Source organism: Acinetobacter sp. UBA6526 (genome assembly GCF_002434875.1).
Lineage (GTDB): Bacteria > Pseudomonadota > Gammaproteobacteria > Pseudomonadales > Moraxellaceae > Acinetobacter > Acinetobacter venetianus.
On record NZ_DJLC01000205.1, the window covers coordinates 1 to 16,241 of the forward strand.

13 protein-coding genes and 2 pseudogenes are annotated in these 16,241 nt (G+C 37.3%); 11 read left to right on the forward strand and 4 right to left on the reverse strand.

Annotated elements, in window-relative coordinates:
• Positions 1-207, forward strand: a pseudogene (locus B4237_RS14025) (hypothetical protein); the annotation flags it as partial.
• 90 nt (positions 208-297) lie between these two features.
• Here B4237_RS14025 and B4237_RS14030 read toward each other — a convergent pair.
• Together B4237_RS14030 and B4237_RS14035 are read right to left on the reverse strand one after the other, a co-directional pair.
• A complete protein-coding gene (locus B4237_RS14030) occupies positions 298-876 on the reverse strand; it encodes a flavin reductase family protein (protein WP_278596463.1) in 579 nt (192 codons plus the stop codon).
• A 54-nt stretch (positions 877-930) separates the two neighbouring features.
• A complete protein-coding gene (locus B4237_RS14035) occupies positions 931-1,950 on the reverse strand; it encodes a helix-turn-helix transcriptional regulator (RefSeq protein ID WP_286943612.1) in 1,020 nt (339 codons plus the stop codon).
• A gap of 277 nt (positions 1,951-2,227) precedes the next feature.
• Between B4237_RS14035 and B4237_RS14040 the strand changes: the two genes are divergently transcribed.
• From B4237_RS14040 to B4237_RS14075, 8 genes are all read left to right on the forward strand, one after another.
• The gene (locus B4237_RS14040) at positions 2,228-3,244 is read left to right on the forward strand and encodes a lipase family alpha/beta hydrolase (protein WP_130133964.1); all 1,017 of its coding nucleotides are present in this window, start codon (positions 2,228-2,230) and stop codon (positions 3,242-3,244) included.
• Positions 3,245-3,326: 82 nt separating this feature from the next.
• Positions 3,327-4,367 carry a lipase secretion chaperone gene (locus tag B4237_RS14045; RefSeq protein WP_278596462.1) on the forward strand — a complete coding sequence of 347 codons (1,041 nt, stop codon included), beginning with the start codon at positions 3,327-3,329 and terminating at the stop codon, positions 4,365-4,367.
• 233 nt (positions 4,368-4,600) lie between these two features.
• The gene (locus tag B4237_RS14050; protein ID WP_171056560.1) at positions 4,601-5,329 is read left to right on the forward strand and encodes a HesA/MoeB/ThiF family protein; all 729 of its coding nucleotides are present in this window, start codon (positions 4,601-4,603) and stop codon (positions 5,327-5,329) included.
• A gap of 57 nt (positions 5,330-5,386) precedes the next feature.
• Positions 5,387-6,685 (forward strand): ABC1 kinase family protein, encoded by a 1,299-nt coding sequence (locus B4237_RS14055; RefSeq protein WP_004880058.1) that lies wholly within the window; start codon positions 5,387-5,389, stop codon positions 6,683-6,685.
• 56 nt (positions 6,686-6,741) lie between these two features.
• Positions 6,742-7,122, forward strand: a complete 381-nt coding sequence (gene folB / locus B4237_RS14060; RefSeq protein WP_023012525.1) for a dihydroneopterin aldolase — start codon at positions 6,742-6,744, stop codon at positions 7,120-7,122.
• Positions 7,079-7,513 carry a 2-amino-4-hydroxy-6-hydroxymethyldihydropteridine diphosphokinase gene (locus tag B4237_RS14065; RefSeq protein WP_007482054.1) on the forward strand — a complete coding sequence of 145 codons (435 nt, stop codon included), beginning with the start codon at positions 7,079-7,081 and terminating at the stop codon, positions 7,511-7,513. Before folB ends, B4237_RS14065 begins: the two co-directional genes overlap by 44 nt.
• Positions 7,514-7,552: 39 nt before the next feature.
• A complete protein-coding gene (locus tag B4237_RS14070; RefSeq protein ID WP_278596461.1) occupies positions 7,553-8,104 on the forward strand; it encodes a DUF2799 domain-containing protein in 552 nt (183 codons plus the stop codon).
• Between the two features lie 118 nt (positions 8,105-8,222).
• Positions 8,223-8,681 carry a hypothetical protein gene (locus B4237_RS14075; RefSeq protein WP_278596460.1) on the forward strand — a complete coding sequence of 153 codons (459 nt, stop codon included), beginning with the start codon at positions 8,223-8,225 and terminating at the stop codon, positions 8,679-8,681.
• Between the two features lie 50 nt (positions 8,682-8,731).
• On the opposite strand, the gene coq7 is transcribed toward B4237_RS14075, so the two are convergent.
• Positions 8,732-9,367 (reverse strand): 2-polyprenyl-3-methyl-6-methoxy-1,4-benzoquinone monooxygenase, encoded by a 636-nt coding sequence (coq7, locus tag B4237_RS14080; protein ID WP_007482050.1) that lies wholly within the window; start codon positions 9,365-9,367, stop codon positions 8,732-8,734.
• Positions 9,368-9,370: 3 nt separating this feature from the next.
• Positions 9,371-10,690, reverse strand: coding sequence for an MFS transporter (locus B4237_RS14085; RefSeq protein WP_278596459.1), 1,320 nt, complete (start codon positions 10,688-10,690; stop codon positions 9,371-9,373).
• A gap of 165 nt (positions 10,691-10,855) precedes the next feature.
• Here B4237_RS14085 and B4237_RS14090 point away from each other — a divergent pair, with 165 nt between their 5' ends.
• Positions 10,856-13,576, forward strand: a complete 2,721-nt coding sequence (locus B4237_RS14090; protein ID WP_278596458.1) for an autotransporter assembly complex protein TamA — start codon at positions 10,856-10,858, stop codon at positions 13,574-13,576.
• 48 nt (positions 13,577-13,624) lie between these two features.
• Positions 13,625-16,241 (forward strand): annotated as a pseudogene (locus tag B4237_RS14095) (hypothetical protein); the annotation flags it as partial.

A 16,241-nucleotide genomic window follows, 5' to 3' on the forward strand; every position in this document is an offset into this window, starting at 1 on the left:
AAATTTTCACAGTTGTGGCAAAGTTGCAAGGATGACTTAGGAATTACGGTCAAAGATATCCGCGATTGGTCGCCTAATAAAAATAATATCGCTGATGTAGAAAGTTGTAGCGTAAATTATCAACGATATTTCAAAGATGATGCTCAACAAAAGCAGTTTTTAGATACATTGTATTCTGAGTTAATGAAAGTTGATTCGCCATCATAATCGATGGTTTTACTAAGCTATTGCTTGAGATGAAATACTATTTCAGTGTTGGTATATAAAAGGGAAATGGAACTGCATTTCCCTTTGGAATTAGAGCTGAGCTTTTACTTCTTCACCGATTAAATAAAATGTTCCACCAGCAATGTAATGCAGACTTCTTAAAGACTTATCGGCATCTTCAAAGTGCCAGTGTCCATCATGGAAAACGCGTGAATCTGCCCAAGCCGCAATGACTGAACCAATAAATAGATCATGGCTTTGTTGATTATGCGGTTCAGGGATTACTTTACAGACTAGCCATGCTATGCAGCCATCAACTAATGGAACTTCTAGACCATCTTTATAAAATAGCTCAGTTTTGCAGTCTGCTAACTTATCAGGATGATCAAACTTACTGATAGTGCCCAACTGATGCACCATATCAAGTTGAGCGAAACATGGAACTTGAAGTGCAAAGTATCCACTTTGTTCAACCAACTGGCGAGTTTTGGTACTTTTATCCAATACCACAGTGACCTTCGCGGGTGTTAGCTCTAAAGCACATGCCCAAGCTGCTGCCATAACATCAGTGTCTTGTTCATGTTGAGCTGAAACTAACACCGTAGGACCATGATTTAAAAGACGATAAGCTTTAGGTAACTCAACCGCTAATAGATTTTGAGTGTTCATACACTTTCCGAATATTTCTGAACACAACTATTGTTGCATAAAGATCGTTATGATTTACTCATTTTCCCAACGTTTGTAGGCACGATTAAAACTTGAGGTGGATGAATAACCGAGTTTTTTTGCAACTTCTTCTTTCGTGATTAACGGATTTAATAATAACTTACGCGCTTTTTGTTTACGCACGTCGTCATATAGACTTTGAAAGCTGATCCCTTTCTCTTGTAGCATCCGCTGTAATGTTCTTTTGGTTAAATTCAACTTTTGAGCCACTTGATCAATGCTGAGCAATCCTTCTATTGGATCATCAATCAACCGCTTAACTCGATGAAGAATATCTTGTGTCGCAACTAACTCATCAAGTTCTTTTTGACAGAGCAATTTAAATTTTTCAGAGGTAAGAGGGTCAGACATACTCAAAGGTCGATCTAAAAATTCGGTTGGTGCTATTAAACGAGTATGTGGTTGTTCGTAACGTATTTCTTCAAAAGTAGTATTCAGAATTTTATTAAAACGAGAAAAATAGGGCGGATATTTACATTGTAAATCAATGCTTGGTTTAAAATCAGGAATGAAAAATCTAACTAAGTGAACGAAGCCAGTTAAGAAAAAAATACAACTAAACTCATATGATCGAGTATCTGAAACATCAGTGAAGTTCAATAGAGATGGATCATAAATAATCGTATAGTAGGCTAAATGTTGTTCGATTTTGAAATCAAATTCTACAAACGAACATTGTAAGCTAACGAACTGATTAATCGTTTGAATTGCGTCATAGGCATTTTTGGATATTGCGACAGTAAATCCAAGTAAGCCATGAGAACTGATTTTAATCTGTGTTCCTGCATAAAATCCGATGCCTTCTTCTTGTGTCAGCTCGATCGTACGCTCAATGACTTTTTTAAAAGAAGCGAGACTAATTTTATAACTTAGATCATTCAGCTTATCAATTTCTACACCAGTTCCCCAAAAGAGGGTTTCAACGGAAATATCCCATTGAGCCACGACCTCACTTAGTAAATGTGCATAAGAGCTACTTATAAAATGATGTTTATGATGACGAGGAAGACTCATGATAGTAACTAAATTCCATTTTTAAACTGATCCTGCGACTTTGAAAATAATCCAGCAATGTGAATTTGAAAATGTACATTCATCGGAATTTTCGGATTCGAGCATAATTTTGGCGTCTATTGTTATGAATTTGGCGCAGTTTGTTTTAGTCTAAAATTCACGCAATATTTGTAGGGAGTATAATTTTGCAGTTCATTTGTATGTTTGGAATGAATCCGCATACAAATCGCACGGACTATATAGCTGTAATAAAAACGAAAAATGCTAGGAGCAAAACGTGAAGAAAAAATATTTAAGCGCTATGACGTTAATGGCGGGTATGCTGATGAGCAGTGGATCTGTAGTACATGCAGGTTTATTCGACTTCTTATCACCAAAGGCATCATGGCAAAATTGTAATGTGGACTCATGTTCAGTCGGCGGTAGTACTTATGTTACCTCTAGTTATGCCAAAACAAAGTATCCAATCTTATTAGCACATGGTATGGCAGGTTTCTCTGCTGTTGGGCCTTTACAGTATTGGAATGGCATTACAGAGGACTTGGTTGGTAATGGTGCAAATGTGTTTGTCGCTCAACAAGCATCATTTAACTCATCAGAGGTACGTGGAGAACAATTACTTTTACAAGCAAAACAAGTTCTGGCAATTACAGGCGCTCAAAAGGTCAATTTGATCGGACATAGTCATGGCTCACAATCAGTTCGTTATGTAGCGAGCCTTATGCCAACTAAAGTTGCCTCAGTAACTGCTGTAGGTGGACCAACTAAAGGTTCTGATGTTGCTGATGTAGTTTATTCCATCACTCAATCACCAGTAGGGCCGATAGCAGCACCTGTTGTTGCAGCCGCAGTGGATGCTTTCTTTTCTTTAGTGGGTATTGGGTCTGGTCATTATTATGATCAAGATGCAATCGCAGGACTGAATTCACTTACAACTGCTGGCTCAGCGAATTTCAATAGTCGTTTCCCAGCAGGTGTTCCAACGACTGCTTGTGGTTCGGGTACTGAACTTGTCAATGGTGTTCGTTATTACTCATGGGGTGGTACAGGGGTGTTAACCAATGTATTAGATCCTCTAGACTATGCTTTAGTCGCAACATCATTACTCATACGTGGTGAGAATGATGGCTTGGTGCCGCGTTGTTCAAATCATTTAGGCACAGTCATTCGTGATAATTATAATTTTAACCATTTGGATGAAGTGAATCAGGTGTTAGGCTTGGTTGGTTTCCTACAAAATCCAGTCACTCCTTATCGAACTCAAGCAAACCGTTTGAAGAATCAAGGTCTATAACTACTCAAATATAAGGGAGTATGTTCTACTCCCTTTACCATATAACGGTTCACACAATTAATTATAAATAGAGCAAGGGATTATGAGCGGTAAATTTATAAATCATAAGACAATTATATTTGGTGTTATCACGAGTGTATTGCTCTTGCTACTGCTGATTTACTATGTATTTAAACCAGAAGCTCAAACTCAAAACCAAAATATAAATACGCAGACAATACAGCCAGAAAACACAGTTTTAGAAAGTGCAACTGTAAACAATAAACAAGGAAAACTGCCAACCCTAGCATCATCATTACAAGGTACAGAGATTGACTGTCCAATTCAGGTCGATGCAAATGGGAAACTCATTTTAACGGTTGGTATTCGTAGCTGTTTCGATTATTTCTTTTCTAGCTTAGGTGAAAAAACTGAAACAGAGCTTGTCGCAGATATACGACAATACTTACTCGCTACATTGCCTGAATCCGCTTCAAACTATGCAATTTATTTACTTGATCAATATGTTGCTTATATGCATGCACTACAAAGCTTAAAACCAAATGCAGGCTTTAAATCTAATAATGTTGATGCTTTGCAAAAAGTCGTAGATCAAATGGCAAAAGTGCAACAACAGTTTTTTAATGCGGCTGAAATTAATGCTTTGTTTGGTAATGAAAGAAATCTAAATCAATTTAATCTTGAGCAAATGCGTATCCATGCCAATAAAAATCTAACGACACAAGAAAAGGCTACAGAGCTTGCGAAGTTGATTGATGAATTACCTCCAGCGTTGGCCGACGGAGTACGGGTTTCGATGCAATTCGCTGAATTGCAGCAACTTACGAAAGAAATCCAAGCAAAAGGCGGATCAGCTCAAGATTTAAGAAGTATGAGGGAAAGTTTACTTGGGCCTGAAGCAGCTGATCGTTTGGAAAAAGTTGATCAAGAAGAAGCAGTGTGGCAAACGCAAATTAATCAGTATTTATCTGCGCGGGATCAAATTTTAAAAAGTGATGCAAATGATGCCAGTAAACAACAATCCATTGCTGAATTACGTAATAGTTCATTTGGGACAAGAGAAGACTTATTAAGAGCTCAATCCTATGAAGTGATGCATGATCAAAAAAGTAAAGGATCATAATCAATCATTATTTCTAGCTGTAAGTACTCTCCATTTATTTCCCTGAAATGACTTGTAGAAATGGAGAGTAACTCACTTCAATAAAAAATATGAATTTGCTATTTATTCGTATTTTATGCAATTTAACTTTCATAAAAATGCGTCGACACTTAGAATCTAATCTGTTCAGAAAAGGCTAGAGAATTGTTGTGTCAAACCATTTAGAAAACGAATTTGAGCTAAGTAATGATGAAATGCATCTTTATAGTCGTCAGATTTTATTAGATGGTTGGGATATTGAAGCACAAGAAAAACTCAAACTCGCTAATGTTTTGATTATCGGTGCAGGTGGCATAGGTTGTACAAGTGCTGAGCTTTTGGCACGAGCGGGTGTGGGTAAAATTACGATTGTTGATGCTGATACCATTGAGATGAGTAATCTTCAGAGACAAATTGCATTTACATTGAATGATCTAGGTCGTTACAAAGCAGAGATTTTGGCCAAGCATCTACAAACAATTAATCCGCATATACAAGTGAACTATCAAAATATACGTTTTGACCCAACGAATGCTGATGATTTAGTACAGCATCAAGATGTAGTTTTAGATGGTTGCGATAATTTTAGTACGCGTTACTTGGTCAATTCGATTTGTCGAAAATATCAAATTCCATTAATTAGTGCTTCAGCGATTGGTTTCGAAGGGCAGTTATTTATGGTTGATGCTGAGACCGCATGCTATGAGTGTCTATTTCCTAAAGAAAATCATGCAAATGAAGGGTTGCGCTGCGCAGAATCAGGTGTACTAGCCACTACGCCTGTCATTATAGCGTCATTACAAGCACATCACACTTTGTTGTTCTTAGGCCGTGGATTAACGCCACTTAAACAGAAACTTTTGCTTTGGAATGGTTTAAATCTTTCACAGCGTATTTTGCAATTTGAAAAAGATGCAAATTGTCCGGTTTGTCAGGCAACTTAATCGGTAAACGCCGTGAAATTTGATAAACTAAAACCATCTATGAGGCAATGAAAGATTATGAAAAGAAATATTTTATTCGATGGATTGCGTTCTGTTGCACGTATCGGTGAAACAGTGATGGTTGCAGCACAGGCAGGTGTAAAATACGCAACTGAAAAACCAAGTAACGCAAAACTTATGCGTGAGACTTTTGAATCATTGGGTTCTACTTATATTAAACTTGGTCAATTCATCGCAAGTACACCATCTTTATTCCCTCGTGAATATGTTGAAGAGTTCCAAGGTTGTTTAGATCAAACACCAACTTTGCCTTTTAGTTATATTCAACAAGTTTTAGCTGAAGAATTTGAAGGTAAGAATCTAAATGAAATCTTTAGCTTTATTGATGAAAAGCCTTTAGCATCAGCATCAATTGCACAAGTACATGCTGCTCGATTAGTTACAGGTGAAGATGTTGTATTAAAAGTACAAAAACCTGGTGTGGAAACGATTCTATACACAGATTTAAATGTAGTTCATTGGGCAACAAAACTCCTTGAAAAGGCAGTTCCTAAAATCAAATTTGCCTCCTTGTCTGAAATCGTTGATGAAATTAAAACACGTATGGTACGCGAAGTAGATTTTATCGAAGAAGCACAAAATCTTGATGATTTTGTACAGTACCTAAATGTTTCAGGTAATCAAGCTGCAACTGCGCCAAAGGTTTATCACCAATTCTCTACGCGCCGTGTTTTAACGATGCAACGATTGTATGGTGTGTCTTTAACTGATTTTGACGTTGTAAAGAAATATGCAAAAGATCCAACACAAGTATTGATTACAGCCATGAATACATGGTTTGGTAGTTTAATGTTATGTAAGAGTTTCCATGCAGATTTACATGCAGGGAATCTAATGCTGCTTGAAGATGGTCGCATTGGTTTTATTGATTTCGGTATTGTTGGTCAATTAAAACCAGAAGTTTGGACTGCGTGTATGGCATTCATGGATGCTTTGCAGCATACCAATTACACGGCTATGGCTGAAAATATGCTCAAAATGGGCATGACGCATCAGAAAATTGATACCCAAGTTTTAGCTGATGATCTCGAGCGTTTATTTAGTGGTGTACTTTTAGCCGATCCTCAAGAGATTTTGACTTCAAATCCTGCTGATCTCAATGATATTATGATGGACATGATTGGGGTTGGTGAACGTCACGGCATCAAATTCCCGCGCGACTTTGCGCTATTATTCAAGCAAATGTTATATTTTGATCGTTTCATGCGTGTTCTCGCACCCTATACCGATATTTATGCTGACCAACGTTTGAAAATGGTTCACAATATCGAACCTGCTTCATTCTTGAAGCACTAAAAATTCTTTTAAATCCCCCTTGTTTCAAGGGGGAAATTTTATGTGATGTTGAGTTAATGGACGCCATTATTATAGAAGGGCTAAAAGTTGATACGGTTGTTGGTTGTTTTAATTGGGAACGCCAAATCATTCAGCCTTTGATGTTGGATTTAACGATTCATAATGACTTGAGTCAGGCTGCTCAGTCTGATGAGTTGGAAGATACGCTGAATTATGCTCAAATTTGTGAGTTAGCTGCACAAGTGATCCAACAAGCAAAACCTAAGTTAATTGAGCATGCTGCTCAATTGGTTCTTGAAAGTTTATTTACGACTTTTTCTTCGATTGAATCTATTATTATCACTATTCGTAAACCTGCAATTATTGCTCAAGCAACTGCAGTAGGAATTCGCCTTGAACGCAACAGAAACGATTTTTGCGCTCGCACTGGCGAGTAATGTCCAACAACAACATCATTTCAGTTTTGCTTATGCTCAAATTAAGCAATTGGGTGATGTGAAATTTTCTTCTATTTATCAGATTCCATGTCGTGATGGTGTAGGTGCTGATTATTGGAACTCCGCTTGTTTATTAACAAGTACCTTGTCTGTTGAGGACATGATTGAGGCATTAAAAAAATTAGAATTAGAATCTGGGCGTATTCGGCCATCGCATCATATTAGCTTAGACATCGATGTTATTGCATGGGGCAAAGATTTGAACCATATGCAATTTAATCCAAAGAAGCTACCATTAGCAGTAGATGTGAAAATTCCTTTAGTTGAATTATGGCAAGATGATGCGCTGGAATATAATTCAGAGCTGCAATATCCTGTCATTACAATGTAATTTTATTGTTTGTAACGCCATAATAATAGGAATAATTTTATGAAAATTATTTTTCAAATTTCATTTTTAAGTCTTTTATTGTCTGGTTGTGCAGCCATGAGTGTTGATCAATGTAAAACGGCAAACTGGGCAAGTGTTGGTGAAAAAGACGGTTCTGCAGGACGAGAGTCAAGATTAGATAAATACTATTCATCGTGTCAGAAAGCGAATATTGTTCCGAATCAAGCGCTTTATGAAAAAGGTTATAAGCAAGGTTTAAGTTATTATTGTCGTCCTGAATCAATCTTCTATGAAGCGATGGAAGGACGCGGGAATTATCAAGTTTGCCCAGTTGAAAAACGTGATGCGTTACGATCATATTATCAAGTTGCTAATGAATACTACCAAGCAAATTCTGAATTTGATCGCTCACAAAATGATGTCAGTTATTATTTGAGAGAATTAGAACGTAAAGATTTATCATCAAAGCTTAGAGATGACTATAAAAAGCGTTTATACGATTTACGCTCAAATAGCAGCAGAGTTCAATATCGTTATCAAGATGCTGTAAGGAACCTTGAACGATTTAAAGCAGAACATGGATTGAATTAATCCAATTCTAAAACCTATGGTGCTGCCATAGGTTTTTTTATAAATAGAACAATTGAAACACATACTAAAAGCTTAACCAGTGTTTGAATATTCACATGAATTGTTTAAAAGGAACGGCATGAAAATTAAATATCTGATATTGGGCTTACTTGCGTGTAGCGCAATGAACTCGGCGTATGCGATTGATGCCAAATATAGAGAATTACTAATCCAATCAGGTTGTACACAAGTGAGTGAAATGCAAGGTTGTGATATTTATAAAAGCAAAGAAGAAAATGCAACGTCGGGTTTCGTCACACCACAACCTCAACAAATGATATCAAATCAAAGCATTCATCAAAAAGATTGGGTTGCTCAAAAAGCTGATGGTTCAAAATTAGCAACCATCAAAATTGATGATGCAAAACGTGTATGGGTGAATAGCAAACGAGTGTTCTTTGTTAAAAAGGGCAAGGATCAGTTACAGTTCAAAAAAGATAAAATAACCTATGTGATTTTTACTGAGCAAAATAGATATTCGCAAAGTTATTGGCATAATCAAAAAGCAAACATGCATGGTAAGATTATTGTTAAATGATCTGTGATTGATTATAAAAAAGGGCGTTGTGTTGAAACGCCCTTTATCTTTTATAAATAGTAACTGGTTTTAGTCATGAGTTTAGAAATGGCTGTCATGGTGATACGAACAGGTACAGGTAAATCAACACCACCCGCATTGAGTGCTGTATCTCGATGATGAAGCTCATCTTCATTCATTTGTACTAAGATTTTACGTGAACGCTCATCATGTTCGGGTAATTGTTGAATATGATCTTGTAAATGTTGGCTGACTTGACGCTCTGTTTCTGCGACAAAACCTAAGCTATATTTATCGCCAGCAATTCCTGCAATTGCACCCATGCCATAAGACAAACCATACCAAATCGGGTTAAGTAGGCTGGTGTGGCTGTCTAACTCTTTTAAACGATCTTCACACCAAGCAAGATGGTCTTGTTCTTCGATGGCTGCTTGTTGCATTTCTTCACGAACATGAGGGAGTTTTGCTGTCAATGCTTGTCCGTGATAAAGCGCTTGAGCACAGACTTCGCCGCTATGATTAACACGCATTAAACCTGCAACATGACGAGCATCACTCACGCACAGTTGTGATGGTTCATGATCTGCTGGATTACCGCGTTGAGCACTCGTTGCACCAGGAACTAAGCTGCGTAATGCTTGGTCAAATGAGTTAATCAGCTTATCTAGACCTGTATACTGACGCATAAGTTAATCCTCTAAAGTGTTTGGAACATTTGCAATAAGTGGTTTTAGTCGTCTCAACAACCAAATGGAGAAAAATGCACTTAAAACAGCCGTAATAATAAATAAGATTTTAATATCAATTTTTAAAATGCTTAAGACTAAAATTGAGAAAATTGCAGATGAAACCATAAATACAGCATTTAAAATATTATTTGCGGCCACAATACGCGCACGATGAGAGCGCGGAGAATAAGCCTGCATCATGGCGTATAGTGGCACGATATAAAAACCACCACTAATACCCAGTAGAGTGACTGCTAACATCACGTGATAATAGACTAAACCTTGAGTAAAAATGTCGCCAAGATTGAGAAGCTCACCCGTGCGTTCAGGAACAAAAGCAAGGCTTGTAGCTAAATAAAGTGCAAATACAGTCAGACCAACAGCACCATAAGGCACCATCTTGATATTGATATCACTACCGCCAATCTTTCTGCATAGTAGTGAGCCAACACCAATTCCTACAGAGAAAAAGGTCAGTAATAAGCTCACCACATTTTCAGAAGCATGTAAGTTTTGCTGAGTGAGTTGAGGAATTTGGGTGAGGTACGTAGCGCCATAAAACCAATACCAAGAATTACCCAGCAAAATAATGAAAACAACAGGAATGCCTTTGACGTATTTTAATGTCTGAAAGCTAGTACGGACAAAGTTCCAATCAATCTTTAAGTCTGGTTCAGCAACTTTTTGAGGTAAAATAAATCGGCTACATAAATAGCCTAAGCAGGCAATTGTGACAACTGTGACACTAATCCACAGTAAGTTTCCTTCAGATGAGGCGATGACAGCACCACCTAAAATCATACCAAGTAAAATTGCAATAGAAGTACCCGACTGAAATAATGCATTACCAGACATTAATTCTTGAGGTTTTAAAATTTCAGGCAAGATGGCGTACTTAATTGGACCAAAGCAGGTTGAATGTGTACCCATAAGAAATAAAGCAAACAATAACAGCCACAAATTACCAAGTAAAAAGCCTGCTGTTCCGATGAGCATGATGACAATTTCTAATATTTTAATAAATCGAATAAGCTGAGATCTTTCATATTTATCAGCGATTTGACCTGCTGTCGCTGAAAAGAAAAAGTAAGGTAGAATAAAAAGAAGTGCAGCAAGATTATTTAAAGTACTAATGGGTGCGCTTTGTTGCTGAATCCAACCATAGGTAATGACTAAGAGTAAAGCTTGTTTATAAACGTTGTCATTCAGTGCCCCAAAAAATTGTGTGAAAAACATCGGAACAAACCGACGTGATGTCATTAAGTGGTCATCTTGTTTCATCGTGTGTTCACTTCATTGTGTTTTATAAAAAAATGTGACTTACTGTAAAAATACTACAAAATGCATGTATGATACTTTCAATGTTTGATTGGATGAAAATCAACGATTTGAAGAACTTTTCACCCGTCAAAAAAAGATAAATTAAAAATAAGTTTAGAGTTTCACATGCCATCTAAAGCTAAGTTTAAACAGTCAACACTGGTTCATTCTATGCATTTAATATTTAAAATGCAGGGCTTTCCTAAACTTATTTGTAGTAGTTTTTTAATTAGTTCTTGTATATCAGTTGCTTGTGCTCAAGAGCAGGTTTCTGATTTGTCGAAAAATGAAACAATTGAACAACCTACAACAACAGTCGATTCAGACACTGTACAAGAAACAACGATGTTTAATACTCAATTGGTCAATGCTTTACCAAGTTCGAATATCAATGTGCAAGACAGTTTGGACGCGTTAAAACAGCAAGAACAATCCGTAAATCAAATTAACGAATTGAAACCAATTCAGTTAGACGACAACTTAGAAGATTTACCAACGGTCACAGTTGATCAAAATATGGCAGACGAAATTTTTCGTGTTGCTGAAGAAGCAAAAAATGATGCGAAAAATTATCGTGATAATCCAACTAAAACGTCCGATGTATTGGTGAATGATGCTTCGCAGGCGGAATTGACAGAGATTACCAAAGCACCTGTGAATATTGATCAATTGATGCAGGAAATCCAAACAGACAGCAAGATTGTTGTTGAGGCAAATGAATTAGGGCGAACACTACCTGAATTGCAAGTCAATGATGACAAGAAAGATGAAAAAGTTGGCTTCTTTAAAAGAATTTGGAATCGTTTACATCCTGATAATCTACTCAATGCTGAGAAAATACCCCGTATTTCAGCAGATGTTTCAGGTGCGCCAGCAATATTGGCAACAAATATTAAAGCAAAACTTTCTACTTTTACCCAAGAGTCGTTTGAAGATTTCAACGTTGCATTACCACAGTTAAGATCACTTACGAATCAAGCAGCGCAAGCAGTTGGTTATTACAACGCGGAATTTAAGTTTGAAAAAGTGAGTGATAGCAAAGTTAAAGTTAACGTTACGCCGAATGAACCAGTAAAAATCAAAGAGCAAAATATTGAGTTTTCTGGAGCAGGTGAGAATTTACCGCAACTCCAAGTTCTTCGCTTAATTCCTGAGCAAGATGAAGGTGATATCTTCAATCACGGTAAATATGAAGAGACTAAAACTAAAATCGTCAGCGCTGCAACCGACAATGGTTTCTTTGATGCTTATTGGCGATTACACGATGTAAAAATTACTCAACCAGATAAGACAGCGGAAATTAACCTGAAATATGAGACAGGCGACCGTTATAAGCTTAAAAAAGTTGAGTATAGGATGAGCGATCCGAGTAAGCCTTTGCCACTAACACAAAAAGTATTGGATAGCCTAGCTCCTTGGAAAGAAGATGATGACTATGCTTTCTGGCGTGTTAATGCATTGGCAAACAACCTCACTAATACCCGTTATTTTAACTACACCTTGGTTGATACGATCAAGCCAGACCCGATTCAACCGCCTTTAGAATTAGCACCCGATTTACAGGCATTGGTTGATCAACAAAATATTCAGCAATCACAGCTGATGAGTAGCCAACAGAAAGCTGATTTGGCTCGGCAAAAAGTCGTTTCTGCTGACGAAGTGACTCAAGATGTTGTGGATGAATCACAGTTCTCTGGTGGTGAGTCACAACAATACGCAATTGCACGTGCAATGCCACTCTCGCATGATGATGATGATGAGGAAGAGGAAAGACAAAAACTAGAAGAGCAAACGCGAATCGAGAAAAAAATCCCTGTTGTTGTGACATTAAATGCTGATCGTTTAAATAGTTTAGAAACTGGTCTTGGTTATGGTACGGATACGGGAGCACGTATTCGTAGCCAATATCGACGTGCCATTGTAAATAAGTATGGACATTCATTTGATGCCAACATCGAGGTTTCACAAATTCGTCAATCAATCGATGGTCGTTATAGCATTCCTTATAAACATCCATTGAATGATTACTTTAACCTTGTCGGTGGTTATGAGCGTGAAGAGCGTGACGATATTGGTCCAGATGTAAATCTGCTTGTTGAATCAGCGGTATTGGGTGGTGAGCGTGTAATTAAAAACCCGCTCGGTGATTGGCAACATACGATGGGTGTTCGTTATCGTCTAGATCGACTCACGAAAAAAGGTGATGTTGATGTAAATGAGTTACCTGATGCATTTAAAGTATCAGGAATGGATTCAGAACAAGAATCTCTATTGTTTGGTTATGAACTATCTAAAACCAATGCCAATTCACGTTTAAATCCAACCCAAGGCTTTAAACAGACCTACAAAGTTGAACTGGGAACTGAATCATTACTTTCTGATGCAAACATGGCGATCTTAACTGCTGGTTGGAGATTTATTTATTCACTAGGTGAAAACGATGACCATCAGTTTGTTGGTCGTGGTGATGCAAGTTATATTTTCACTGATGACTTTAATAAAGTACCTTATAACTTGCGTTTCTTCACAGGTGGGGATCAGTCATTACGTGGATTTGACTACAAGAGTTTATCGCCTGAAGAAGATGGTTATAAGATTGGTGGTCAGGCGTTAGGGGTTGGTTCCCTAGAATATAACTATCAGTTTAAAGATGGCTGGCGAGCAGCAATTTTTTCTGATTTTGGTGATGCTTACGATAAAGATTTTAACAATCCGACAGAATATAGTATTGGTGTTGGTATTCGTTGGAGATCGCCAATTGGCCCAATTCGATTAGATGTTGCATCAGGTATTTCAAATGATAACAATCCTATTCGATTGCATTTCTTTATTGGTCCGCAGCTTTAATACAGTTTAAAAACTCCTTTAAAAGGTCAAATAATTTTCAGGTTGATTATGACGGAAGTAGAACAGCAATTAACACCTCCAACTGGACCTAAATCTGAACGGCATATTTTCCGTAGTATTGTGCTGATTATATTTATCACGCTTTTACTATTGGTAAGTTCAGTGCTAGTAATGATGTCTACAGATAAAGGTAGCCGCTTTCTACTAGATCGTGTACTTCAGACTCAGCAAATTATTAAGTATGAATATGAAGGTGGGAATTTACTTTCAGGCATTATTCTAAAAAATGTACTTGTACAACTGAAAGCAGTAAATGTCTCAATAGATCGTGCAGATGTATCACTTGGTTGGCGTGCGATTTTAAACAAAGAAATACACTTGAGTCATGCTGATATCAAGAATCTGGTCATTATTAATAAAAATCCACCATCAGGTAAGCCGTTTGCTTTTGATGCAATTAAATTACCTTTCGTTCTGCGTGTAGATGAAGCGACCTTAGATCGTTTAGAAATCAAAACAACAACATCAACTGTTGATTTTAATGATATTTATTTAAAAGATGCATTATGGTCAGGTACAAAGCTGAATTTTGAAGATTCACGTATGGATATGGGCTACTTAGCTCTACAAAATGCCACAGGTGAAATGGACTTTAGTGGTAAATATCCACTGAATGCCAAAGCTGATGTGATCATTCCTGCACTCAATAGTCTAGATATTAAAACCATTAAGCTTGTTGCGACGGGTACATTGGATACCTTAAAGGCAGGCATTGCAACACAAACGCCTGATATGTTGACAGGTTGGGTTGTCGTTCATCCTGTACGTGATCATGTGCCTATGAATGGCGAACTATTATTTAAAAACTATCATTTACCATTACTGAAAGAGCAAAAGCTATTTGCTAAAGATGGTGTTGCACGTTTTCGTGGTGATATTCAGAAATTAGTCATTAATTTAGATACTGATCTAAAGGGCGAGCAAATTCCAGAAGGTAAATATAATGCGCTCATGGATACAGACCTCAAAAATCAACTGAATATACGAGATTTTAATGGGCAACTCATGGATGGATCTGTTGCTTTAAATGGTTTGGTCAATTGGCGTGAGCATGTTTCTTGGGATATTAAAGGCCGTTTAAGTCATTTGAATCCAAAAAATGAAACCGTACCCCAAGTTGCTCAAGACTTTTTACCACCAAATTTAGATGCGAATATTAGTTCATCGGGAACAATGGAAAAAGGTTTGGCATTAGTTGCTGAATTGGCTTTTGATAAATATGAAACATGGAATGTTAAGCTTAACCAAGCTGAAGCGAAGGATAAAAAGCCTCAACCGATGCTATTAGATGTTTCTTGGAAAAAAATCGACCGTGCTGTTCCTTATATTGGTTGGTTAAGCAGTGATGAAGGTCAAACCAATATTGCCTTGAAAGAGGGTCAACAAGATATTTATCTATCGACAACTGTACGCCCGCATGAGCAAACACTATTACCAACAGGTAAATACAATGCGCGTCTTGATGTAAAAGGCAGTCTGTTAGATGTTGAAAACTTTAGTTATCAAGCTGCTAAAGGTAGCTTAGTTGGTCAAGCAAAAGTAAAACTACCATCTGAAAAACAACAACTTTCATGGCAAGCTCAGCTCAAAGCAGAAGACTTTAATCCACAAACAGTTTCGGCTTCAGCCCCCGTTAATTTGCTAAATGGTGAAATTAAAGCGACAGGATTTGCCAAGCCAAATCAACAAATTATTCAGTTAGAGCAGATTGATTTAAAAGGTCAGCTTGCTCAAGCGGGTAGTAATGAAACGATTGCTTTAAAAGGTAAAAGTACAGCCGCACTCATTTTCCACGATCAAAAAGCAGGTGGTGGCTTTAAAAGCTTTGCTGTGAACTACGACGGTTCATTAAATGCTTTAAATCAGGGGAATGGTTTATTAAAAATCGATATAGTTGGAACACCAGAACTTATTAAAGTGAATGAACTCAAACATGATGGTGTGGCAGGTAAATTGTTTGCTACAGGTTCAGTAAATCTAAAAGATAAATTAGGCTGGGATATTGATGCTTCATTAGTACGATTTAAACCACAGTACTTTGTTTCTAGTGTCAAAGGTGAAATTTCGGGTCATGTAAAATCACAAGGCATTTGGTCTGATCAATTGAAACGCATTGATATTCGTCAGTTAAATGCAGCAGGTTTTATTAACAACAAACCTGTACGTGGTCGTGGAAATCTTACTTTATTACTTGATTCAAACCAAAAAGGCTTCTTGCCGCAACAGTTTGAAGCAAATGATCTGTTCCTTGCGTATGCTCAAAATCAATTGCAAGCAACAGGCAATGCTCAAAGCTTAAAAATCAAATTAAATGCACCTGCACTATATGAGCTATATCCAGGTTTGCAAGGTCGTGCATACGGTAGTTTAAATATCCAATCGCAACCGCGTTTGAAAGCTACAGCAAATATTGCAGTTGATGATTTTGCATTCAATGATTTGGTGAGCACTAAGTCTTTGCGCATCCAAGGTGAATTACCGACATCTGAAACAACGCCTACTTTATTGACTGCAAAAATTGATAATTTACGTAGTGGAAATAAAGAAATTGAAAATCCAGTTGTCAGCCTCGCAGGCACTCGAAAAGCACATCTATTAAAAGTTG